Genomic DNA, 25,794 nt, shown 5'->3' on the forward strand with positions numbered 1-25,794 from the left:
AACCCAGTAGTCATATCACCCTCCTAAAACGGATCGTAGCCAGCGAACGCACACGTCAAATAATCTCCACCCTTGTCAGTGTGCGCCTTAATGGTGTGCGGATTTGTAGTAGTTAACTCCACTAATGCGTCATTCATTTGTTTGTCTTTGTAATCGGGCCCCACACTTCGATATTCGAATCGTCCTGGATATAACAGATTCAGCTCACCGCGGATTTCATAGTGAACTTGACTACCGAGGAAAGCCTTCCTTAGCCATGGCTTTCTCTTAGCCGCGCGCGCCATCTCCTTGGAGAATTTCTTTTCTAAATCGTCGGCACCCTGCGATCGAATGCCCCGCGCTACCGCCCCAACAATTGTTTGCGAATCGGCATCATCAGGTATATCCACCTCAACACCGTATTGGAGCCTACGAGTCGCATTGTGTGCTAGGACCCAGCTGCTGTCGTCGGCCACGAAGTAGTTGTACAGGCCCTCCACTGTGAAGTTGTAGACCGTGGCGATCTCGCCGGTGGCCTGGATCGACACGACGGCCACGAGACTACCCGACTCGTCGTAAAGCTGGTCGCCAGCAACCCCTGACCCCAGACGCAACACACAACAGCAGCGCTGCCCCGCCCTATGAGCATTGGCCCGCCAGCCCGCCCGGTACCAGCCCGATCAGCTTCAAAACGAAGAAGTCCCCCAATCGGTATCCGGGCTACTTCTTGGTACGGCCCTTCTCCTCGGCAACGCGATAGCGCGCAATGGCCTCACCAAGCGCAATCTCGCCAGCCAACGACCTCTGGGCAGCATCAGCACCCACCCGCACCGACGGCACCGGCGTCCCATCAAAATATGTCACCCTGAACGGCGTCACCGCCCGCAAAGCCTTCGCCACCTCATTAAAAACCGAGTCATCGACTCAAGTTCCGGATCCCACACCGCCGATACCTGATCAGGCTGCACCGCGCCATCAGGCCGCCGAGCCAACTTGACCCATGCAATGGTCCCACCTTCTGGCTCATCCGGGTCCTTCGGGCTTGTCCGCGTAGCCAACCCCGGATCCACCTCCGGAGACCACAACACCAACATCGGCCCGGCGATCTGGGATGGCGAATCAACGATCGCCTCCGCAGGCATCGGCAAAGAAATCAAGCGGTTATCCAGCAACTTCGTACCCGGCACACGCGAACGCACCTCCTCCCACGCCCGCTCCCGATCCACATCAGTAAGAAACAACCGCAAATCCGAGACCGCGCACCCATCCCTGGAACTTTTCCGCTCTCAGCCACGCCTTCCTAGCGCCAACCCGCTCGAAAGATTACGCGGATCGGCCATAGCAGCCGCAGCCTACTGAAGAGACGGGGAATCAGTGGCGGGATCTGTCACATCGATCCCGGCTTCCAGCGCCGCACGGAGCGCCTCCCGAGCTGATACGGGATGCGCAACTAGCTCCACCATCCCCTCAGCCACAGCGCGCAAGTCAGGTCCAGGCCCAGTCGCCACGAGGTGAGTAGCATCGACATGGAATTCCAGATGCCCCCTACGGGTCGGCTCAAGCCATGAGACCATCGAGGCCCACCACGCCGCATCTGGCACGATCCCCATACCTTCGAGGGCGGGACCCAGCACAGCCGCCGCTCGGGCCAGGTCCAGTTTCAACTCGCCTCGATGAATGGTCACGATGCGAGAAGCCCCCGCAGCGCCCCCACTGCCAGGATCGACGAGCAGCCAACCCTGGGCATCGGCAACCTGCAAAGCCAGACCCCACGAACTCAGCATCTCGTAACGCGGAAGCGGCTCCACTGGCGAGTCAAGGAGATGACCATGCTCATCCACAACCCGGTTCTCCATGCGGAAGTGATGGACCGCTAGACGTTCACCGGGCTCAAAATCCAAACTCGCCACCCTGCGGAACCACTTTCGGCGAAACTCCTTCTTGTTCACCAAGACATAGGAGCCAAGCCTCCTTGACGCCTGCAAGCACGACCGATCATCCCCAAGATCCACCTGGCTGGCATCAGCATCGAACTGATACATCAGAACCACCGGGGCCTTCACCATCTCCAGATCAGGATCAATGACTCGACCCAAGAACTCCTGCTCCCCGACACAGATCGCGGTCACATCCCCAGCATGGGGAACAAAGCCCTTTTCATAATTCATCTGCTCAACCAAGAAAATTCTCCAAACCGTTCTTCTCGAGAATATCTATACCATGCGCAACAGCCTCAGCATGAATTAGACTCATACTCTATATATAGAGTGAATTGTATTTAGCCAGCCGCCATCTTTCTCAAGTCTCCGCGCAAAAATGATCTTCTCCGCGGCAGACCATCCGTCCGTATTCCCCACGCCCCTCCATAAGTCGCCCAGCCCGGCTAGGCCAAAAGGCCAATCTGGTCCACCCGAGCACCCGCATCCCGGAACCAGGGTCGAAGAACACCATACGATGGCGTTCTGCCATCTCCTGCAACACGGGTACCGACTCCTGCATGAGGCTGTTCCCCAAAGCCACATGCAGCAACTCTCCCGAAGCCTCCGCCAGCAACGGCATCGCCGTCCACATACAACTCTCGTCATCGCGCTCCGGCAGCTCCGCCGTCACCTCTGCCGGGAACGCACGAACCACAGGCCCAGCAGGACCACGCTGAGTGCCCTTCAACCGTTCGTAGCAAGCCGCCCAATCGGCGTCCGGCCCGTTGTCGCACAGACCTTCTGGTCAAAAGGCCACTACATAACTCACCGAGCCCCCATCCAGAAATCTCGCAACTGCGGGGGGGATCACGCTGTCCTGCGGCACAGCAGCGACCATCTTGCCACCGCACATACGATCAGCTAATTCGAACTCACTGCGCTCGATCTTCTTCCTACGCTTCCGCGCCAGCGTGCGCGGCACACCTTCCATGACAAAGACTGGTGCAAAGCCCTCAGCCAGCCAGTGAGGCACCTGTACCCCCACTGCCAACACATCCAACTGCAACCATGACGACACAACACACATCGCAGCCTGTTCCCCAAGTGAACACGTCTGCACCCATTCCGCTGCCTGGTCCTCACCCAGCGCACGCGCAGCATCAACAAAGACCCGAAACTCGGTATCTGAGCCAAACGTCGGAATCGCCTTTCTTTGATTTTTCGTGAATGGTGCCTTGAGGCCATTCTTCACCTCTACGAAAATGAAGTTGCCCTCAGCATCCCTTAGCAGTAAGTCCGGGCGGATCCAACCCGTCAAGGACGCATTATGCGCCAGCACCCATCCGCCGTCGCCGGCAACGTAGTAGTCGTGCAGGACCTCGACTGCGATGTTGTAGACCGTGGCGACCTCACCAGTGGCTTGGACCGGCAGACCAGCACCAGGGCATCCGCTCAAGAAAGCCTCGACCGCAGTTTTCATCTCAATAGCCGTGTCCACACTGCTCAGGAGTGCCCTCCGAGAACGAGCCGAAACACGTCATCTGGGTGGCGTGACCCAGGACAGGCTGTGACCCGAACCGTGTCTGGTAACGCCTCAACCGGTGCCCACGACTCCACATGCCGCGATAACGACTCCTCACTGTCAAACTATGAGGAACTTCTCGCAGCCGAGCAGCGAGCAGGGACGGTCACCGCACCGAAACGATGATTGTCGCAATGGCCTCTGTGGGCTCAAGACAGGTCGAGGCCCTCGACCCGCGGGCACCTGTTAGTCATTGTCGGGGCGAGCGAAGAACACTCCCTCCGCTGTCGTGCGTATGACCCGCGCCGCCCGCACAAAATCCGGATACGAATCATATGCGTCCCGCGGCGCATAGTTCACCGCCGATAAAATAGAACCGTCTAGAAGCCTCGGCCCCAAGTCCGCCCTCCCGCAGTTGACATACTCAGGCGAAAAAATGCGACAGACCATCTCTGTCATCATCATGGCCACATCCTCATCGTCCTCGTCCACGACGCCCGGTAAGCTTCCCATTGCCACAAGGCGAAACAGGTCCTCCCGCTCCGCATAAGTATCCAAGTCGAGGTGAACGTTGAGATCACCCCGCGGGGCCCAGATAGAGGCGAAGCCTCCTTCGGCCACGAGACGTCGGACCAACTCTTGCTCAATAGCCACTGGTGTGGCCAACACTGCCCGCTCCGAGTCTGCAGTGAATCGCCATTCACTCAACTCAGGATAAAGACCACCCACCTGGCTACACCAGGCAACCACACGTGCAGCGATCTCCTCCATTCTCGGAGAAGATAGCTGCCACGCACACCTCAATGACCACATCACACATCATCTCCTGTTCACGACAACGAAACTACCGAATACAAGGGACATGGCTGATCTTAATCTCCTCAGAAACTAACCGCCACTCCTCCCGAGCAGCTCTTTCTTCGGTAAATATCCACCCGGGATAACGACTTCTCACGGTCGAACTATGAGGAACTATTCACAGCCGAGCAGCGAGCAGCGAGCAGGGACGGTCACCGCGCCGAAATGATGATTGTCGCAATGGCCTCTGTGGGCTTAAGACAGGTCGAGGCCCTCGACCTGTGAGCGCCGGTTAGTCGTTGTCGGGGCGAGCGAAGAACACTCCCTCCGCTGTGGTACGTATGACCCGCGCCGCCCGCACAAAATCCGGATACGAATCATATGTGTCCCGCGGCGCATAGTTCACCGCCGATAAAAGAGAGCCACCCGCAAGCATCGGCTCCAATTCTGCCCTCCCGCAGTTGACATACTCAGGCGAAAAAATGCGACAGGCCATCTCCGCCATCGCCATGGCCACATCCTCATCATTCTCGTCCACATTGGCCGGTGATCTCCTCCCCCCTGCCGCGAAGCGAAACAAATTCTTCCGCTTGTCATAATCACTCGCGCTGACGTCTACGCTGAGAGGACCCTGCGGGGCCCAGATAGAGGCCAAGCCCCCGTCGGCCACGAGATTTCGGACCAACTCGTGCTCGGTCACCACTGGGGTGGCCAACGCCGCCCGCTTCGAGTCTGCGGTAAATCGCCATTCGCTCAACTCAGGATAAAGACCACCTACCTGGTTACACCACTCAACCACACGCGCAGCAACATCCTCCATCTCCCACGAAGACGGCCGCCAACCACACCTCAATGACCACATCACACATCATCTCCTGTTCACAACAACGAAACTACCGAATACAAGGCACATGACTGATCTTAATCTCCTCAGGACCCAGCCGACGCACCTCTGAAACAGCCTTGTCTTCGGTAAATATCCACCCGGGATAACGACTTCTCACGGTCGAATCATGAGGAACTATTCACAGCCGAGCAGCGAGCAGGGACGGCCACCGCGCCGAAACGATGATTGTCGCAATGGCCTCTGTGGGCTCAAGACAGGTCGAGGCCCTCGACCTGCGGGCACCTGTTAGTCATTGTCGGGGCGAGCGAAGAACACTCCCTCCGCTGTGGTACGTATGACCCGCGCCGCCCGCACAAAATCCGGATACGAATCATATGTGTCCCGCGGCGCATAGTTCACTGCTTTCACAAGAGATCCGTCGTCAAGCATCGGCCCCAATCCCACCTGTTTCCCGCAGTTGACATACTCAGGCGAAAAAATACGACAGGCCATCTCCGCCATCGCCATGGCCACACCCTCATCATCCTCATCCACGTTCGCCGGTGATCTCCTCCCCCCTGCCGCGAAGCGAAACAAGTTCTCCTGCTTGTCATAATCACTCGCGCTGACGTTCACGCGAAGAGGACCCTGCGGGGCCCAGATAGAGGCGATACCCCCCTTAGCCACGAGACGTCGGACCAACTCATGCTCGGTCACCACTGGGGTGGCCAACGCCGCCCGCTTCGAACCTGCGGTAAATCGCCATTCGCTCAACTCAGGATAAAGACCACCCACCTGGTTACACCACTCAACCACACGCGCAGCAACATCCTCCATCTCCCACGAAGACGGCCGCCAACCACACCTCAATGACCACATCACACATCATCTCCTGTTCACAACAACGAAACTACCGAAGAAAAGGCACATGACTGATCTTAATCTTCGCAGGAATGATCTCACTCGCCTCCCGAGCAGCCTCTTCTTCGGCAAATATCCAATGGATGGGCGTTGACCCCGCCGCCTCTAGCTGGCGGTCAGCAGCATCCCTGAGCTGTTCATCAGCCGTACTCCACTCCGCGGGTAGTAGTTTCGCATATCCGAGCCCCTTGGCATCAAGGAGTTCTCCATCCTGGTAACCGTCAAACTCGACACCATTGACATAGTAGCCTTCAGGCCGACCCGTGATCTGCAACTCATAGGCTCGAGCATTCGCACTGCCGTGATTCTTCGATGGCCCCCACTCCCCAGGCCCACCGAGACCACAACCGGTAGCGGTTCCGTTGTGTGCTAGGACCCAGCTGCTGTCGTCGGCTACGTAGTAGTTGTGCAGGTCTTTGACTGTGACGTTGTAGACCGTGGCGATCTCGCCGGTGGCCTGGATCGACACGACCGTCACGAGACTACCAGTCTCGTCGTAGAGCTGGTCGCCGGCACGTAGATCCTGGGCCTCGACCCAGCCCTTACCATCGACGTAGAACGGGTGCACGGCGGTGGTGGTCACCGTGCCCGACTCAGTCGTCACCTGCCAGGTCGCGACCTGGTCATGAATGTAGGTGTCAGTGACCTCACCGGGCTCAGCCTGGCCCGTTTCCGGGTTGTACGCGGCGACCATGTCACCGGCAACAACATCTTCGATGTTCTTCGAGGTGCCATCAGCCATCAACACCTGGGTACCGGCCACGAAACAGCCGTGCCGGGACACATCGGTCACCGTGGACAGGGCACCCGCGCCACCACCCACCAGGCCCCCACCAGCAGCACCGACCGCCACAGCCTTCAAACCGCCACGCAGGGTATGGGGGCCAGGGCCGGCCCAGTAGGCCCCAGCCTGGCCGATACCACCGTCGATAGCACCTTCCGTCAGACCAGAAACCACGTTCTTACCCAGACACGTCGCCGCCTTACCGGCGGCCCACTTGCCAGCTGCAGCCCCCAACCCGCCACCGACCAGGCCGGCAGCACCCGAGACCGCAACCTCGCCCCACGTGACAGACCCCGTGGTAGCTTTCTGCGCGATCGTGTCGATACCAGCACCCAGTAAGACACCGCCCAGCGGCCCGCCCACACCCGTGGCCATGAGCACACCACCGGCAGCAACCATCGCGCCACCAGCAACGTATTCCCAGTTGTTCTTCAACCAGCCACCAGCCGCATCGGCAGCCTTGGCCAACGGAGACCGGGCCGCATCGCGATAACCCTTAAGATCTTCATCAGTGAGCGGGCGAAGCCCTAACGGGTCAGAAAAATTAACCGGATCATTACCGGCAAACGCATACGGATTACCCGACCAGCCGGCACCAGCCACACCCGGCAACGGATCAGTCGACAAAAACCCACGCGTGGCCGGATCATAGACACGCGCCTGCATCCACTCCATGCCCTGGACCAGCAACGACCCCTGAGCAGACACCCCCACGTTCGTCGCGACCGCCCACGGATCCATCGGGTTGCCGCCGTGGTCACGCGCCGACCACTGCGGCGGAAGCCACGAGGCGTCAGGGCCATCGACCATGCCAGTGACACCAGCCTCGGTAACCACCGAGCGCGCCCCGTACTGGACCAGCGTCGGCATGAACGACGACGAGTCCCACCACACGCTGTCCTGATCGACGCGAGCAAGCTCACCCAGCGCGTCGACCCACAGCCGCTGTGTCTGCGCGGCGACCTTGTCGCCGTCATGGTTGATCTGCGTGATCGAATCCAAGAAACCACGCGGATCCCACGTGAAACGACGCTCACCTGCCGGCCCCTGCTCACGCACACGACGACCGGCATCGTCATAAGCGTAGGTGGTCGTGCCGTCAGAATTGGTCACCGACACCAGCTGCGAGGCGGCATCATAGGTGAACCGCGACACCGTCCCAGCCGCATCCTCGACAACCATCCGGCCGTTAGCGTCATACTCCCACGTGGTGACCAAGCCCTCGCTGGTCTGGGCCCGAACCAGCTGACCGGTCTGGTCGTAGGAGTAGAAAGTCGTGATGCCGTCAGTCTTGTCTGCCACGACCCGACCGTTCTCGTCACGGGTGATCACCGACTCGCTGATGAAGCCGTTGCGCTCTACACGCTGGCGCACCACTGCGCCGTCGGCATACTCCCATGAGGCATACAGGCCGTCAGCGAAGACGCTGACGATGCGTCCCAGCGAATCACGGTCGATGACCACCCGACCCAGACCCTCCTGGATGAAGGCGCTGACCCGATTGTTCGCATCATACTCGTACGACGTGGACTGCCCATTCGGGCGGATCATGCAGGTACGACGACTATTCTGGTCATACTCCCAGCGCACCCCCTGGTCGCCGCGACCACGCCACAGCAGGTTACCGCGGACATCGAAGCGCAACTCGTGGCGGGCATCACCCTCCACGATCGTCGTCGTACGACCGACGAAATCACGGGTGGTGGCAGCCAGCAGCGTGTCATTGACCCACTCCTCGACCTGGCGACCAGCCGAATCGTAGACCCACGACATCGACGCCCCCGCACCATCAACACGCCGAGTGACGCGGCCAGCCGCATCGTAGGAGTACCGCGTGACCCGCCCCAGCGGATCGGTGCTGGTCAGCAGACGACCCATCGGATCGTAGGTGTGCCGGGTCACCCCGCCCATCGGATCGGTGACCTCGCCGATGCGGCCCAGCTCATCGTAGGCGAAGTGGGTCACACCACCGGCGGCGTTAACAACCTCACTCATCTGGCCCGCCGCGTCGTAGCGGAAGCGACGCGTGCCGTACCAGGAATCCTGCGACCACACGACCCGGCCCAGCTTGTCGTACTTCAACCGCGTCAAGCCGCGCCCTGGCTCCCGACGCGCCACCGCACGACCACACTCGTCGAAGGTTGTCGTGACGCGCTCACCAGTCGGCCAGACCTCACCCTCGATACGACCGTCGGCGTCGTAGATCATCTCGTAGCGGTCACCGCCAGTCGAGATCGTCGCAGCCCAGCGACCACACTCGTCGTACTCGTAACGGAAAGTCTGGCCCATCGGCTGGGTGACGGCTACAGGACGACCGGCAAGGTCACGCTCAATCGAGGTGACACCGCCCGCCTCGTCAATGATCTCGACAGGTAGACCCGCCAGGTCGTAGCGGGTCTTAGTGGACGTGGCATCGGCGTTGATATGGCAGACCATGCGCCCGAGACGATCATAGACCGCCTCTTCGCGCTTGCCGTCATCAAGGTAGGCGGTCGGCAGGGCCATCTGGTTAGTTTCATAGCGCCGCACACCGCCAGTGGCATCGGTGGTGGCCTTCAACGTGCCCTCAGCGTCGTAGGAGAACTGCCACACCCCACCAGAAGCATCCTGCATGGACTGCATCCGCGACATCGCGTCGTAGGAGAACTGCCAGGCCGAACCATCCGGCAACTCGACCCTGGTCAAGTTACCCAGATCGTCAACCCGACGCTCCACTCGCCGTCCCAGCTCGTCGATCGTGGCCGACTCCTCGCCAGCCTCGTCACGCTCAACCTCCACACGCCCACCCAGCGGATCGACCGTCGCCAACAGCCGGCCACCAGCGGAATATTCGAAACGCCACACCGCGCCGTCGGGGTCGATGCGCTCGACGCACATGCCGCGCTCGTCGTAGCGGTAACGGGTGGTATGCCCCAGCGGCGTGATCGCCGCCACGACCCGGCCCTGTTCGTCGCGCTCCAACCGTGCGGTGTGACCCGCAGCATTCGTAGTAGAGACCAGGTCACCGTGGGCGTCGTAGCCCATCGTCAAGGTCACACCGGTGGGATCAACAACCTTGGTCAGCAGCGAACCGTCCCATTCCAGCACCGTGACCCCGCCGACCGGGTCAACGATACGCGCCGGGTTCCGGTTATCGCCCTGATAGACCATCTCGGTCACCGAAACCTGATCGTCGTTGATGACGCGGACCTCGATGAGGCGGTCCTGCTCGTCAAAGTCCTGTTCGATGCGGGCACCCGACACGGTCTGCTCAGCGATGACATGTCCCCGAGTGTCAAAACTACGCACCACGGTACGACCCTCACGGTCAGTGACCATGACCTGATTACCAAAGCGATCCCACGACGCCGACTGGCGGTGATCCTCAGCGTCAACGACGCCGACCAGGCGACCCTTACCATCGTGGACATAGGTGTTAGCGCGCGCACCGTCCTCGTCACAGACCACAGTCACCCGGCCCCCCAAATAGGAGTAGCGCGAGAGGCGACCATGTGGGGAACGCTGAGTGACAACACGGCCCTGCCCGTCATAGGTGTTGTCCACCTCGACCACACCATCAGCATCAACGACACGGCACATCAAGCCTTGTTCGTTCCACTCGTACCGATGCGTAGCGGTATCACCAGTGGACTCAACCAGCCGTTCCTGCTCATCGTAGACATAGCCGACCCGGCGACCATCACTGGCCAATGCCTCGACAACGCGGCGACCATCCTGGCTCCACACCAGTTCGACTGCCCGACCGAACTCATGCTCCAGGCGAACGAGGCGATCCTCGGAATAAGTGAAGGCAACACGCGAGCCAGGACCCCGATCCTGGAAGACCGGCCGACCCGCCTGACTGAACGCGAAACTCCCGCCATCATTGTCACGGATAAGGAAAGCCACGCCACCCATGCCAGTCGGCTGCTCAAGCCACAAATTCTCACACTGGGCGCGCCCCCAGCCCTCACCCATGCGACCAAACACGATATGACGCCCGTCAGCCTGGACCCAACGCGCCGACTCGTCCGTAACCACCAAGCGAGACTCAGCCAGGCTCGACCAGCCAGGACCAAAAGCCCCACACACCTGCGACATAGAGTTATACACACGGCCCCACTCAAGGGTCGCCGACCCACCAGTGAAACCCAAATCCACCTGCGGCTCAACAAAATTCCCCGTCGCCGCATTAACCGGATCATCAGCAAACCCCGACGTCGGCTGGCCACCCATAGCGGTGGGAGGATCGACGACGATGTCGTCGCGAGACGACGAGATGCCGCTAGCCTGCAGAGCCGCATCCAGCGCACTATTGGGCACCGCCATGCCCGTGCCGCCAGCATTCACAAAAAGCTCGCGCACCCTGTCGGCCCACGTGATCTCGTCAACGTTCGCCTTGTTCCACGCGGTAAGAGCGGCGGCGACACTAGAAGCATCAAAAGTCACCCACGAGCAGGATCGTGCAAAGGCGGCCAGCGCCGCATCTACCTTCCCCGGGTGGGGAAGCATCGAGTCATTCAGGCTGGCAGTCTGCCTGCTAAAGGACTGCAAATTGTCGGTGTTACCCGCAGATGTCCCATATGCACTACGTTGACCCTCAAGCGCCTTTCGCGGCGGCGGCGGCGTAGCCGGCGCCCAGGCCGTTGGACCGTCCAGCTTCTCAGAGAAGTTAGGCTCAGGCATGTCGTCAGTGTGGAGAACATCAGTGAAGAACTGGGCAAAGTCGCCTCGGTCCTTGCGACGCTGCGCCCAAGCGGCGGCGTCGGCACGGCGCTTGTTTTCGTCGCGGGCCGCCTGATCTAAGGTATCGATTTTAGTAGCCGCATCGTCGAGGTTGCTAGCGATCTCGTCGAGGTCATTCAACTGCTGGGTCCCGTTGGCCTCGAAAAGTTCTGCGTAATACCCTTCGAAGCCCTCAGAACCCTTGTTACGCGCAGCTGCCCGTGCCCCCCGCTGGCCGCGGAGCGCCGATGCGGCAGCACGCAGCACCGAGCGAGTCTCAGACGCGACGCCAAAGTCATAGGCGACGGGCGACATGCCGGACAACTTGTCGAGATCGTAGTCGTCGGAATTGGCCATGGTTCAGCCTCTCGGGTGGGACACTAGAGTGTTGACGAAATACCAGGAAGCAATCTAACGCCTCAGAAGCTCACGCCAGCAGGCTTTCCCTGAGGTTATCGATGTCAGAAGGTGCTGCCGGTAGGCGACATCGCCTGGATAAGTGCCCCCTGGCCGCCCATGCATGCGTAGCCTCGGCCAGAACTGATCCGCACCGGGGCCGAGCGTGGGACCGTGATGCCCAAGAGTTCACCATCGTAGTCACGATTGGGGACCAGCAAGACCCCGCAACGAGACTTACGCACGACCTTCGTCCAATGCGAGTACAGACTACGCAAGTCGTCTGAACGTCCCGCGGCGATCACATGGACGTGCGGCAGATTTGATCCCACCAGGTCCGTGATGGATTGATCTGCATCGTCGAAGCGCTCGGCGTCATCGATGAGCAGGACTAACGGCGCTGTCCGCATACGCGCGGCCGCCACCAGCGCCGGAATCTCGTCGGGGCCAACCGCCACGTTGTCAAGATCGGAAGAAGCGATGGGGGAACGCTTGGAGCCGATACCCCACACAGCCAGGTCGGTCCCTTCTGCCACCGCGCTCGTACGCAGCGACTCGGCAAGGCCCATCAGCAATGTCGACTTGCCCGATCGAGCGGGGCCGGCGATGAGCATGTGCTCACCTTCGTAGAGCTCGAGATACTGCGGGGCCATGTCTGCTTCCCGGAGACCGATAGGGATCCGCCAGGGCTCATCGCCCAAGTGCGCTACCGCGTCTAGTTCAGTCACGCTGACGTGGTCGGGCAGTTCCCGAACCACCTGCTCCTTATTGGGTGCGCCCCAGCGGTTCGCAATGACTGCCACCGCGTCAGACAGCGGAACAGAAGGGGTTGCGACGTGCGTCTGCAGCTTGGTCACACTAGGCACGCAGCGGCCGGGAACCGGCGACGGGGCCTCAGCGGGTTTCAGGCCACCTGTGCTGTAGTCATAGGGGTCAGCTAGGCGGAACATCCACTTCTGAGTGGTGACCTCGTCGATGGCGGAAGGGATAGCGCGTGCCCGGCTGGTCGTGATGACAAAGTGCATGTTGAGATCTGGGCCGTCAGCGTAGGCGCGGTACATCCCCTCCAGCAGAGCCATGCCTTCGAAATCTTGGTACTCGTCACGCAGGGCGGCCAACCCGTCGATGATGACAACCATGCGCCGGTACGGCCCCGAGGTGGCCCGACGGGTCTCAAGCTCCTGCCGGAGGAAGCGCAGGAGGCGCATCTGCTTCTCACGTCCGCCTGCTCCGGAGCCGACATAGGCCGACGTATGGGGCAACTTCTCAAGGGGCTCGAGGTCGCGGGCACCCATGTCGAGCACGATCAGGTCAAGATCCTTCGGGGCGTAATGCTGCGCCAAGGTCAGCGCGACTGTCGCGCAGGCCGTCGTAGTGCCAAACCCCGGGATCCCGGCCAGCATGAGGTTTCCACCGGCCATATCCCAACCACCAGGGATCTGGCGCTGGCGGTCCGGGTCGTCGGAGACCGCGAAGTTGACCTGCTCTCCAACGACCTCGCCCGCCGTTGGGAGGGGCGGGCGTCCCTCAATTGGCCCTGTCTCAAAGCCTGCTAGATCGACTCGTTCACCCAGCGCCTCGGGCCACACGGGCCGCGGTGGGGCGTAGCCAGCTTTCTCGTTCGCCTCGACAATCGCGTCGATCAGCAAGTCCAGATCGGACTTAGCGTCCTTGCGCGTGGGCTTGGGAGGGTTGGGGATCGGCACACCGTCGCGTAGCTCTTGGATCTCGATCGCGTTGTCCTGGTCATTCTGCGCCGCACCTGTAACCAAGGCGGTCTGGACCGGAGTGATGTCGTCCTGGCCGAGCTTTACGTATGCGCGCCCCTTCTGCGCATTGGCGATAGCGGCAGCGTCGGGAACACCGATAACGTTGTTAGAGTCCTCGCGGCTTTGCACACGCAGCGCTACGCGAAGGTTGGTGTTAGCGAGGATGTCGTCGTTGACAACCCCGGCAGGGCGCTGAGTGGCAAGGATCATGTGGACGCCCAGAGTTCGCCCGACCGTGGCGACGCGCACCAGTGAACTCAGTACTTCCGGAAAATCCTTGGCCAGCATGGCGAACTCGTCGACGACGAGCAGAAGGCGCGGAAGCGGCTCTGAAGGCTTAGCCCGGATGTAAGCGTCGAGGTTGTCGACTCCCTCGCCAGCCGCAGCGAACAGTCGCTGGCGATATTCCATTTCAGCTTCAAGGGCCCGTAAGGCACGGTTGGCCAACTGCTCGTCGAGGTTGGAGATCGTTCCGATGGTGTGCGGCAGGCGCTCACAGGCAGCGAAGGCCGCACCGCCCTTGAAGTCGATTAAGATGAAGGTGAGTTTCGTCGGCGCGTTGCAGGCTGCCAGGCCAGCTACCATTGATCGAAGGAACTCCGACTTGCCGGAACCCGTCGTTCCGCCAACCAGACCATGCGGGCCGTCCTTGACGATATCGAGGCTGTAGACGCCGTTCTCGCCAACCCCCACCGGGGTGGATACTCCCCGGGAAGTCTCCCAGGCGTGGAGGATCTTGCCGGCCGTCGGGGCCTCCAGGTCGATGAGGGGCGGTAGTCGCACCAGGCTGGGTAGGGCGGCACCCGGAGTCTTGAGTTCAGGGTCTTCAAAACGCGCAAGGTCGAGGGCGCAGCGCTGGGCGCGTTCCAAGGTCACACCTGCGAGGACCACGTCGTCGACCTTCTTGAGATCATCCGGGCGGGTCACTGTCGCGGCTGCGTCATCAGCCACAGTCACGACGACCGTACAGGCCGCAGGAAGTTGATCTTCCGCCGCTGCGATAACAATCCCCGAAACCTCCCGGGACATCTCACGTGCGGAAGAAGCCTGCTTATTCATATGACGCCCAAACCCCAGCAGCGATCGGGCGGGAGACTCGCGGCCCTCCGTGAGGACATCGGAGTCGAGGACAAGCAATACCGACATCGTCGGATGGGATTGGATCTCGTCACGCAAGCCACGCAGCATTTCGTTGGAACGCTGGCGAGCGTGCGAAAACCAGCGATCAGCCGAGGCGTTGCCGAGGCGCCGCGTGTGCGGCAGCCATGTTGTCCACTCCCAATCGGTTTCACGGCCCTGGTCGCAGAAGACGCCGATCGTGACATCAGCCGGGCCAGAATGAACCGCGGCTTGGCACACGAGGCTGCGTGCAAGAGCGAGAGCTCCGTCACGGTCGCCGACGATGCCGACGACTCCGGCGTCGCTGAGGTTGACCTCGACAGGCGAGCACGGAATCATGCTGGCCGCAATGACCTTGCGAACTCGCTCATCAGGCCTGCCTGCCCCAGAGCGTTCAACGGGCGGATCCCATGGCACAGCGCCCATCCCTGCGTGGAGACTAAGGAAGTCGTGGGCACCAAAGCGGCGCTGCCACAACTGGGTGGTGGGGATCGCCGCAACACGAAGTGTCGTCGCTGGGTCTGGGCACTCGACGCGCCGCCGCGCGGCTTCTTCGGATGCAGCCTTGGCCAGGTCCCGACGCAGCGTCTCGAGGGCGAGCGCAAAGCGCTTGTCCTCAGACTTGCGTTCCTGCTTACGGCGCGACTTCTGCTCATACCACGAGCCGACGGCCATCACCGGGCTCAGAACCGCAAACATGGCGTACATGGGGTTTTTCATCACCACGACCATGGCGACCGCCATGACCAGCGGCACGACCACCGCAATGATGTTGAACTTTGCGCCGTCAGGGATTTCCTTGGGCTCGGGGCAGACAATCGGATCCGGCCGTGGAGGCTGGCCAGGGCGCGGAGGCCGGTTAAACGGCGCCGTACCTGCTGGGGTGACATTGTGCAGCGATCCAGCGCGCGGCGCGGGATTCTCCTGAAGGCTCTCGCGCAACAGCAGGGTCGAGCCGCCCACGGCCAACGTGGTATCGACGGCGACAGACTGCCCTGCGGATGAGTCCACCTTAAGTCCGTCGGCCTCCGAGGAATACGCAAAGGTGCCGTTCGTAGAACCCTGATCGATGACTCGAAGACCAACATCGTCACGCTGGATGTGGACGTGATCCCATGAAACGCTGGCGGAAGCGATCGAGAGGTCGGCATGAGGAGAACGGCCGATGGCCAACGGTCGGTCAACGGGAAGCTGCAAGACACTGCCAGCCTCCATGCCTCCAGCCTGGGTGATACTCCACCCCTTCAGAGGAAGCGCCGGACGCAAGGGTTCGCGAGAGATACGCATGCCATCGAGCAACTCCAGCCGAGCAAGCAAACTGTCGGCGCGGACCTCTCGGTCGTCAAGCCACAGAGTACTATCCGCAGCCGGACGTGTGCCGGTCACATTCTCGACCAAGTCAGCCAGGGTAGCCTTCGCGGAGAAGCGAGCCACATCTAGGTCGCGCTGGACTGAGTCGAGATTGAACTGAAGGCGCACGCCTACTCCTTCTACATGGTTGTCAGAGATGGTGGAGCTCGACCCCGAGGGACGCTTACGAACGCTATGGCCGAGCAGGGAACCACACAAGCGGAGCCACCCCCGACGCCGGAGCTGGCCGTAGCCCAAGTGTGTCTTGTCCGGAACTGAGGGGAACTACGCGGTCCTTCGGGAACGCCGCCGGGCGCGTGAAGTCCAGCGGGCTCCCAGTAATTCCCTGGTCATATCCAACGGTCATGTTGGCAAGACTGGCCGACACTGCCCCAGAGTCCTTCACCTGTGCCTTCTCCACTGCGCGAACCAACGCCACGACGGCGTCGTGGCTACGGCTATCGGCTACTGCGGCGACAGTGCTGAAGGAGTCATCCCCTACCGGGTTCTTGGCACCGGGGTCGGCAGCCAGCAAGCGCAGTCCGGCGAGATAAGCTGACATGGATCGGGCCGCTTCGTCGGTGCCCAGGCTCTGTGCGTCACCGCTCGCCGCTCCGACGGAGAAGAGCTCGGTAGAAGCAGTGCCATTGGCCTTCACAAGCCCCTGGTAGAAGCCGGGGCTAAGCGCCTCAGGCGTCAGCACGACGGGAACGTGGGAGCCGACGCCCTGGATTAGTGCGACGGTCTGGCCCAGCGTGAGAGCCGGGCCCGCAGCGACGATCCCCTGCGGCTTACTCCGGCCGAGAGTCTTTGATAGGACCTTGGCAGAAACGCTGCGGTCGATCTTCGGGTCGAGCGGCAGCATTCGGGCACCCTCGATCCCCTGCGGGATCTTCCCGCCGGCATTGATAGTCAGCAGAGGATCCAACTTTTGCTGCGTGATCAAGTTGGCCATCACCGCAGCGATGTCCTCGTCACTCGGCCCGGTGCTCCACGCGCCGGTCGGCAACGACGCTACATCGGAGTAGTACGGCAAGAGCACTGGGGTGCCGCTGTGAGCCGCAGCCTTCACACCCGCAAGGAGATGATCGCCGGTTGATGCATATACGATGCCGCTGACGCGGGCCTTGCGAGCCTTCGCGACAGCCTCCGCCGAGCCTGACGCGGTCCCGTGATCGTCGAAAACCGTCAGACTGATCTTTGTCCCCGACATCGCGAACCGATGGATGGCAACTTCGGCGCCAGCGGCAGCATCGCGCCACTCGCTGCCTTGCCCGGGATCAGAGGACAGCGTCAAGATCAGCGCAATGCTCGTGTCCTTCGGCACGTCGGCATGCAACTGAACAGGTACTGAAGCGGCCGGTGGTTGCGGCTTTTCCCGGTGCTGCATGCTCCACACCCCCCAACCGGTTACGGCGACAACAAGAACTGCTGCTGCGATGAGAAGGGCGTAAAGACGCTTACTCACTTGGTGGGTCCGATCGTGAAGTTGTAAACCGTTTGGGCGTCGGCGCCAGCAGGAACCTTGGCACGGAATGCGGGAAGCTCGCCCTGAGACTCCGTAGCCGCCTTCAACTGGGCCTGACGCAACAGAAGTGTATCGATGTCGCGGCCTCGCACCGAGGCATACTCCGTCGCCGCCCCCGAGGCCATGGCTAACTGGTAGTCGGCAGAGCCGACCTTGGCTGAACTAGTAGCCATGGCACCGAGCAGACCGCGACCCTTGACCTTGCGATCGCCGAGGTCCAGCAACACCTTGTTCAGGTCAGCCTGAAGTAGAGCACCAGCGCCAGACAAGTCACGCGAAGAACGCGAGAAACTTGACGCGATGTCAGCCAGATTGGTTTCGACCATCTCGTCAATGGCTTCTCCCAACTTGGCACTGGATCCAGCCAGTTGGGCGTCTTCCTCCCTAATACTCTTTGTTCCGTTGCGGGAGATAGTCACGCTGGCGGAGTTGAGGCCCTTAACCGACGCAACGAACATGCTGCTGACGCCTGATGCATCAACCAAGGTGTCCTCGACCACGCGTCGCTGAGTCTGGGTCATGGACTTGGCAAGGTCCGTGCGTGCGTTTGCCGTGGCGCGACTGAAGCCTTCCGTAATTGCGGCGCTCAGACCTTCCTGTTGCGCCTGGAGCGCCGTCAGACGGGGGCCCATGTGATCCCGGCCTTCAGCCAGGCTGGCAACCGCCGCCTTCAGTTCCTGACTATACGAATCGCTGAAGGTGTGGCCTTCTTTCAACGCAGCGATGCCATCGTCGATCCACTTGATGTCGAGGTTAAAGGCGTGATAAGTGGTGGAATCGTCATCCGGAGCATCTACCACAGTCCAGTTGATGACCTCTTGCCATGCTGCAGACTGCTTCTCGAGCAGGCTAATGGCCGCATCAATCCCTGCCAGCTGATCGGTCAAGCGCGTCCGCATGTCATCGGTGGCCTTCCACTTGGCCGGGCGCTGGGACGCGCGGGTCCTCCGGCCAGTGCACGTCGTCCCTGTCGACATCGCGCGCAACTGGTCGCGCGTGTAGGGGGCAGAGGGGGCTGCCGGAGCCGGGGTTGGGGTTGTCGGAGCTGGGGTCGGATCAGGGCTAGCCGAGGGGTCCGGGGTGGCCGACGCCGAGGCGCTGGGGCTGCTCGTCAGGCTGGCGGTGGGCCCCAACTCGCAGACGCCGTCGGCGATGGCCTCCATTTGAGCCAGCATGCCGGTGGCGGGGTCGGCGATCTCGGTCCTCTGGGCTCGCAGCCTTGCCAATGCCACATCCACGTCGGACTTTTGACCTTCGGCGTGGCGGTGGAGGGTAGTCATGCCATCCTCAATGCGGCCTTTCGCGGTTCGAAGGTCGTACAACGCTTCAGCGTAGTGACCATCCATTACTCCACCATGACCAGCGAGGCTCTCCAAGTCCTTCACACCACTGTTAAGTTCTTGAAAGCCGGTTATCGCATCATTTACGGCCGTTGGGTCCAGGCTAGCGACGAGTTTCTGCCCCTCCTCGTTGATCTTGAGCAGCGAGTTGTCCATCGTCATTTGGGTCATGCGCAGGTCACACGTGACCGAGCCCGACGCACGAGGGTCCATGCACTGCTCCACAGTCGGCGTAGCCGGACCGACGGTCAGCAACAGTTGTCTGACCACCTGCGCCCGGCATTGATCAGTTGCGGTCGCATAGCCGTTCAACTGGCTAGAAACCTGCATGAGGTTGCCGTAGACGCTCGTGGCGGCGTGAGGAGTTGCCACGGTCGACGCGCAGCCCTTCGAGTCGACACTCGGGGTGGGCGGCGTAGCTGTCGTATCGCCGAGCATGGCGTCCATCATGGCCACCGTCGACTGCATCTTGGAGAGCAGCATAGAGCGGCTGCTATTGAGAGTCGTAGACAACTGCTGATTGAGGCTCTTGAGTTGCTGGTCAAGGTACTTGACCGATGCCGCGACAGACGTCGTCGACCTGTTCAACTCGGCGATGGACTTGTCGCCCAGTGTCTTGGACGAGGCATCAAGATTAGAGCGAACATCGCCGATGGTCTTAGACGAGCGCGCCAGAACTTCATTGACCTGGCCGATGAGTTCGATGGTCTTGCGTTGCAACTCAATCTCAGAACCGGTGTCCTGATTAAACGACGAGTCCAGCAGAGCGGCGACAGAAGGATCGGTGACTAGGCCAGGCTGGACCGAAACGTTGAAGGTGGGGATCTCAAAGTCCTTGACGTCGGCGACCATGCGCAAAGTGGCGTTGGCATTCAACTGTGGCGGCGCCAGGATGGTCGCCCACTGCACGGTGGCCATTCCCCGCGAGTTGCGGCTAAGAAGCCCGTTTGTAACCTTGGCGTCGGTGAGGTCACCTGTGACAACGCCACCCGCAGGAGTGTTGTTCAAGACAGTGGAAGCGACGACTGTCATCGGAGCGCCAATGAGCGCAGTGCGGGTCTTACGGACGCCTGCGACGTCGTAGGCGACCTCGCGGGGTTTGACAGTGAGGTTCTCTACGGCCAGATCAATCTCGATTCGGCCACTGTAGCCCTTGAGCTCGTCAAGATTGGTGCCCGACCTATCCTTCGTTCGATAGGCGGTCTGAACGCGTACTGGCAGGTCACCTACGACCTCGCGTGGAGGGAAGGACGTTGTTACCGTGGTGGCCTTGGCAGGATCATCGGCAACCGACACGGTGGTGCTGCCGATGGTCTGGATCGACGCATCAGCCCGCATTCCCACCTCAACTGACTGCAGGACTCTGTGGACCGGCCCTTGACCCACATCCTTGGCACCGCACCCAGTACCTGCGGCCATCAACGCGATTGCTACAGCACCTGCGACAAGTCTGCTGCGTAGCGATGATCGTCCAGAGTCCTGTGAAGTCATACCGGTCCCTTCCAGATGCCAAAATCCCCGCTAAAGCATAGGCCCTGGAGGTTCACCGCCACACGATAGTCTGAGGCGCGACAGGATTTCGGGCCGGCGTCGGCATCGTGAGGATGAAGAGCATGGAGTTCACTGCCCCGTTGGGGGCCAACTACCGCCTCGGGGACACACTGGGCCGTGGTGCGACTGGTGAGGTACGGCTAGCCCAAGACGCCCGCACTGGCGAGGTGTTGGCGGCGAAACTCTTACACCGCGAACATGCGCAGGACCCTAAGTTGGTTGAGCGCTTTGTCCGAGAGCGTTCGCTGCTCATGAATCTTCATCACCCGAACGTCGTCGCGATCCACGACCTTGTCGTCGAGGGCGAGCAGTTGGCCATCGTGATGGATTACATGGACGGCGGCTCCCTGCGCGATGTTCTACAGCATCGTCGAATCCTTCCCCCGGCACTCGCTCTGGTTGTCATGTCGCAGGTCTTTGACGCCATGGCAGCAGCTCACGCTCAAGGCATAATTCATCGCGACATCAAGCCGGACAACGTGCTGTTGGAGAAGGGCTGGGAAGATCTCCCCGGCGACGCAATCAAGGTCAGCGACTTTGGTATTGCTAGCATCCTGACTGCTCGTGTTCGCACTACCACAGGCCTCCTCGGGACGCCGGAGTACATGGCACCTGAGATGATAACGACGGGCGAAGGTGGCGCAGCAGCAGACGTCTACGCGGCTGGCGTCATGCTCTACGAGTTACTGGGGGGTCGCACCCCATTCGCCGGGCCCGGAACAGACTTTGCCGTCGCATACCGGCATGTGAGTGCCCTCGTGCCGCCCTTGCCGGTTTCTGAGGAGGTGGCGTCTCTTCTTACCGGGCTCCTTGACAAGGCGCCCGCCAACCGTCCCACCGCCAGTCAGGCTGCGGCGGCGCTGCGGAACGCTTCGGCCCACTGCCAGAACCAACCTGCGCTAACGCCGATAAGTGGCCCCGAAGACTTCGTGATGGAAGAACGGCCAGCAACCGCAGTTCGTGGCATCGTCACGGAGCGGCCCGCTGAGTCGCATGCGCCCATCACAATGGGAGAGGCACCCGATGTCGGACGCGCCGAGGGTGCAACGATGCTTCGGTCTATGACCCCAACCCGAGCGCCGGAGCCCATCGCTGACCAGCCAGAACCCGCCCTGGTACTCGAGGACAACGAAGCCCCTTGGTACAAGAAGCCACAGCAACTCATCAGCGTGATTCTCGGGACTGTGCTGGTGGTAGGTGGTCTTGTGTGGCTGTCAATGACCATGAACAATCATGGCGACAAGCCGACCAACACGGTCAGCGCGAAGGCGGCTTCCGTCGATACCACGCTACCCAGCGGCCTGACCGTGCAGCGGTCCGCTGAGTCCAATGAATCTGGTGGGGCCGTCCTCACTTTTACCTTCTCCGCTCAGAAGGCTGAACTGCACGGACCGATTCTCCAAGTCATCGGACCTTTAGAACAGGGCAAGCCCTGCCCGACCCTGTCATGGCAGGGAGATGTCAAGGCGACCCCCCACAAGGCGTCAACTACTGGCATCCAGGCCACGTGCGGCTGGAGTATCGATGATCTCACCATCCATAAAGGGGCCAGCGTCACCGTGAAGGCGGTGATCCTACCGGAGAATGGCTCAGCTCAGGACCTCCAAAAGTGGCTCGATGATCAGGCTACGGCTACGCAGAAAGCGATCACTGACGCGGAAACCAAGTCGGTGGCCTACCCTGTCCAGCGCCTCACTGATATCCAATTGATCGTCCCGAAACGCGCGGTTGGAGGCGAGACGATCCGCATCAGTCTAGTGCCTGTGTGGCCGAGCGGACCTGACCAGTTGAACGTGCTCTATCGCAGTCCCGCAATGGGGGAGGCCTCGACGATGCTCCAGACGGTGGGCGGCGAGAACACTGTTCGATTTGTGGATGGATGTGGCGGGGCTGTCAACGTCTCCGCCGATGGCCTCGTCGTCACAGCGGTCAACCCGAATCCCAAGTGTACGGTGCGAGCCAGCGTGGGTAACTTCACTGACCTCACGTCGCCTGAGTTTGCGATCGTCCCTCGAGGCGGCTAACGGGTAGTTATTGGGGAAGGCGAACCGGTTGAACCATCTCCCTGATAACGTCCTGCTTGTCTCACGCAGTTGGCTTTCCTACCGGGTAGGCCCTCCGCTAGACGTACATCATTAGCCCCGGCCCCACGGCCATCTAACCCAGGAGCAAAGAATGTCCCGAGTTCTTTCTACGGAAGAGGCCAAGTCGGCCATCAGCCAGATCCAGAGAATCATCCAGGGTGGTCTCAACGACCAGATCCAGGCGCTCGACGTCCAGGGCCAGATCCTGAGCCAGCCGAATGTCTGGGACGGCCCCCTGGCCCAGCAGTTCCGCTCAGAGACGTGGCCGCAGACCAAGTCCGCCCTTGACAAGGCCCAGCAGGAACTCGAGGAGTTGCGTGCCCAGTTGGAGAAGATCTCTCGCGACATCTTCACTGCTGGCGGCGGCGCCTGAGCGACGCACCTCACGCTACTCGGCGTCGGCGGCCCGCTGGACCGTCGACGCCTTTTGTTATTGCCCATCATCGGCCCTTGGACCGCCTGTACGTCTGGCGCCAATCACGGATGGACACGTGCTCTGCCGTACAAGGAGTTCCAAGCCCGACGATGAGATGGACCTTGCGTAGCTGAGCCCTCACACTACCCCCTGGGAACAGTGTGAGGGCTCAACTCCTATGCGCGACTTGATCGAGTATGCCCACCCAATACTGCGGGCGTTATCCACCATTGCACTCGCAATATCGACCCGCGGATTCTCGCGCCTATGAGCTGCAGATCGCAGGCCGGGCTGACGGCTGCTGAGGCGGCGCGTCGGTTGGTTCCTATGAAGATTAAGATCAGTCATATCCTTGTATTCGATAATCACGTTTCCGTGAAAAGGAGATGATCTTTGATGTGGTCACTAGAGTGTGCTTGGCGGCCATCTTCTCCGGGGATGGAGGATGTTGCTGCGCGCGTGGTTGAGTGGTGTAGCCAGGTGGGTGGTCTTTATCCTGAGTTGAGCGAATGGCGATTCACCGCAGACTCGAAACGGGCGGCGTTAGCCACACAATTGGCTACCGAGCATGAGTTGGTCCGAAGTCTCGTGGCCGACGGGGGTATCGCCTCTATCTGGGCCCCGCAGGGTCATCTCCGCGTGGACGTCAGCGCGGATGAGTACGCCAAGCAGAAGAATTTGTTTCGCCTTGTGGCAATGGGGAGATCACCGGCCAATGGGGACGAGAATGATGAGGATGTGGCCATGATGATGACAGAGATGGCCTGTCGCATTTTTTCGCCTGAGTATGTCAACTGCGGGAACGCGAAAGCGGAGCCGATGATTGACGACGATGCTCTTGTGTCAGCGGTGAACTATGCGCGTCGAGACATATATGATTCGTATCCAGATTTTGTGCGGGCGGCGCGGGTCATACGTACCACAGCGGAGGGAGTGTTCTTCGCTCGCCCCGAGGAGGACTAGCAGGTACTCGCGGATTGAAGGCCTCGACACCCTCATCTGTGAAAAGCCCATATACCGCGCAATACATACCTTTTCCCACCGCACCGCAAACGTGAATGCCGCGGCCACAATGGGCCGCGGCATTCACATCGTCAGAACGTACAATGATCACATTCGGTCGGGAGCGTCAATACCCAACAAGTCCAGACCGCGCCCCAAGACTCGACGGGTGGCGGCGCACAGAGCCAGGCGGGACCCGCGCACCTCACCGGTACTACGAAGCACCGGACACTGCTCGTAGAAGACTGAATAGGCGCCAGCCAGCTCGTAGAGGTAGGTGCACAACTTGTGCGGGGTCAGGTCGTTGGCGACGACCTCGACAACCTCACCGAAGCGCGACAACAGCAGGGCCAGCTGCTGCTCGGCCGGCTCGTCGAGAACGCTGATGCGACCCCACACCATGGACTCCAGGTCGGCCTCGGAGTCGACGTTCGGGTTGGCTTCGGCGGCTGCCCTGCGCAGGATCTGGGAGACGCGGGCGTGGGCGTACTGCAGGTAAGGGCCGGTGTCACCGGTGGTCCGAACCATCCGCTCGGCGTCGAAGACGTAGTCCTTCTGCAGGCCATTCGACAGGTCGGCGTACTTGATGGCGGCCAGGGCGATGTTGGGCGCGGCGTGGGTCTCGGCCTCGTCGAGGAGGCTGGCCAAGGCGACCGTGCCCCCCTCGCGGGTCTTGAACGGGTGGCCGTCAGGGCCAAGAACCATCCCGTAGCCAACGTGCTGGGCCTCGACATCGTCAGGCAGGAACTCAGCCATCCGAGCGACCTTGAACAGCACCTCGAAGTGGTGGCTCTGACGGACGTCGGTGACGTAGATGATGCGATCGGCCTTGAGCTTGCCAACCCGACGACGGATCGCGGCGAGGTCAGTGGCGTCGTAGCCGAAACCGCCATCCTTCTTGCGCACGATCATCGGGGCGTCCTGATCCTCGACGAAGACACACAGGGCCCCGTTGTCCTCGACGGCCAGGCCGTCGGCCTCGAGCTCGTCAACGACCCTCGGCAAGTCGTCGTTGTAGGTGGACTCACCGGCGAGGTCCTCGTCAGTTAGCAACACCGACAGGCGGGCGTAGTTGACGTTGAACCCTTCTAGAGAAACGTCAATGAGGGTGCGCCAGATGCGCAGGGTCTCCTCGTCCCCACCCTGCAGCTTGACGACACGACGACGGGCGCGGTCAGCAAACTCGGGGTCAGCGTCGAAGGTCTTCTTGGAATCCTTGTAGAGCTGCTCGACCTCGGCCAGGTCGAACTCGGAGACGTCCATCCGATTCTCGACGATGTACTCGACGAGCATGCCGAACTGGGTGCCCCAGTCGCCCAGATGGTTCTGTGGAATGACGGTGTGGCCCTGAGAGCTGAGCACCCGATTGAAGCAGTCGCCAATGATGGTCGAACGAAGATGGCCAACGTGCATCTGCTTGGCGACGTTGGGGGCCGAATAGTCGATGACGACCCGCTGCGGCTGCTCAACCTGGACGATGCCGACGTGGGGGTCGGTGATGAGGTCGGATGCGACGCGGGCCAGCACGTCGGAACGCAGACGCAGGTTGATGAACCCCGGGCCGGCAATGTCAGGGGTCTCGCACAGGTCCTCGACATCGAGCTTGGCGACGATATCGGCAGCGACGTCGCGAGGCGGGCGTCCTTCCTCCTTGGCCAGCCGCAGTGCGACGTTGGACTGGAAATGCCCGAACTGTGGCTTCGTAGCGGGGCGCAACTGAGGATCAGTGCCGGTGACGGCCTGGATCCGGGCAGCGAGCTGAGTAGGAAGAGACGACATAGCGCTAT

General features: G+C 61.1%; 14 protein-coding genes. 3 read left to right on the forward strand and 11 right to left on the reverse strand.

Annotation, left to right across the window (positions count from 1 at the left end; all coding sequences use genetic code 11):
* Positions 1-23: 23 nt before the first annotated feature.
* From ACSJJT_RS05905 to ACSJJT_RS05950, 10 genes are all read right to left on the reverse strand, one after another.
* Positions 24-536: a hypothetical protein gene (locus ACSJJT_RS05905; protein ID WP_021107986.1), complete on the reverse strand. Its 513-nt coding sequence runs from the start codon at positions 534-536 to the stop codon at positions 24-26.
* Between the two features lie 163 nt (positions 537-699).
* Positions 700-843, reverse strand: coding sequence for a hypothetical protein (locus ACSJJT_RS05910; RefSeq protein ID WP_252909443.1), 144 nt, complete (start codon positions 841-843; stop codon positions 700-702).
* A gap of 488 nt (positions 844-1,331) precedes the next feature.
* Positions 1,332-2,147 (reverse strand): hypothetical protein, encoded by an 816-nt coding sequence (locus tag ACSJJT_RS05915; protein WP_016666310.1) that lies wholly within the window; start codon positions 2,145-2,147, stop codon positions 1,332-1,334.
* Positions 2,148-2,703: 556 nt separating this feature from the next.
* A complete protein-coding gene (locus tag ACSJJT_RS05920) occupies positions 2,704-3,378 on the reverse strand; it encodes a hypothetical protein (protein WP_435917425.1) in 675 nt (224 codons plus the stop codon).
* 288 nt (positions 3,379-3,666) lie between these two features.
* Entirely contained in the window at positions 3,667-4,191 is a 525-nt protein-coding gene (locus ACSJJT_RS05925) for a hypothetical protein (RefSeq protein WP_435917427.1), read from the reverse strand.
* A gap of 1,159 nt (positions 4,192-5,350) precedes the next feature.
* Positions 5,351-5,680: a hypothetical protein gene (locus tag ACSJJT_RS05930; RefSeq protein ID WP_435917428.1), complete on the reverse strand. Its 330-nt coding sequence runs from the start codon at positions 5,678-5,680 to the stop codon at positions 5,351-5,353.
* 274 nt (positions 5,681-5,954) lie between these two features.
* A complete protein-coding gene (locus ACSJJT_RS05935; RefSeq protein ID WP_435917429.1) occupies positions 5,955-11,810 on the reverse strand; it encodes a polymorphic toxin-type HINT domain-containing protein in 5,856 nt (1,951 codons plus the stop codon).
* Between the two features lie 104 nt (positions 11,811-11,914).
* Positions 11,915-16,216: a type VII secretion EssC family protein gene (locus ACSJJT_RS05940; protein WP_435917430.1), complete on the reverse strand. Its 4,302-nt coding sequence runs from the start codon at positions 16,214-16,216 to the stop codon at positions 11,915-11,917.
* Between the two features lie 64 nt (positions 16,217-16,280).
* Positions 16,281-17,555, reverse strand: a complete 1,275-nt coding sequence (locus tag ACSJJT_RS05945) for a hypothetical protein (protein ID WP_004809534.1) — start codon at positions 17,553-17,555, stop codon at positions 16,281-16,283.
* Positions 17,552-19,987, reverse strand: a complete 2,436-nt coding sequence (locus tag ACSJJT_RS05950) for a hypothetical protein (RefSeq protein ID WP_435917431.1) — start codon at positions 19,985-19,987, stop codon at positions 17,552-17,554. Before ACSJJT_RS05950 ends, ACSJJT_RS05945 begins: the two co-directional genes overlap by 4 nt.
* A 581-nt stretch (positions 19,988-20,568) precedes the next feature.
* Here ACSJJT_RS05950 and ACSJJT_RS05955 point away from each other — a divergent pair.
* The 3 genes from ACSJJT_RS05955 to ACSJJT_RS05965 all read left to right on the forward strand — a co-directional run bounded on the left by ACSJJT_RS05955 (position 20,569) and on the right by ACSJJT_RS05965 (position 23,968).
* The gene (locus ACSJJT_RS05955) at positions 20,569-22,530 is read left to right on the forward strand and encodes a serine/threonine-protein kinase (protein ID WP_435917432.1); all 1,962 of its coding nucleotides are present in this window, start codon (positions 20,569-20,571) and stop codon (positions 22,528-22,530) included.
* Between the two features lie 151 nt (positions 22,531-22,681).
* A complete protein-coding gene (locus ACSJJT_RS05960) occupies positions 22,682-22,963 on the forward strand; it encodes a hypothetical protein (RefSeq protein ID WP_004809539.1) in 282 nt (93 codons plus the stop codon).
* Between the two features lie 480 nt (positions 22,964-23,443).
* Positions 23,444-23,968: a hypothetical protein gene (locus ACSJJT_RS05965; RefSeq protein WP_435917433.1), complete on the forward strand. Its 525-nt coding sequence runs from the start codon at positions 23,444-23,446 to the stop codon at positions 23,966-23,968.
* Between the two features lie 147 nt (positions 23,969-24,115).
* Here ACSJJT_RS05965 and argS read toward each other — a convergent pair whose 3' ends face one another.
* Positions 24,116-25,786 carry an arginine--tRNA ligase gene (argS, locus tag ACSJJT_RS05970; RefSeq protein WP_435917434.1) on the reverse strand — a complete coding sequence of 557 codons (1,671 nt, stop codon included), beginning with the start codon at positions 25,784-25,786 and terminating at the stop codon, positions 24,116-24,118.
* Positions 25,787-25,794 lie beyond the last annotated feature (8 nt).

Source organism: Cutibacterium nasicola, from assembly GCF_051303185.1.
Taxonomy (GTDB): domain Bacteria; phylum Actinomycetota; class Actinomycetes; order Propionibacteriales; family Propionibacteriaceae; genus Cutibacterium.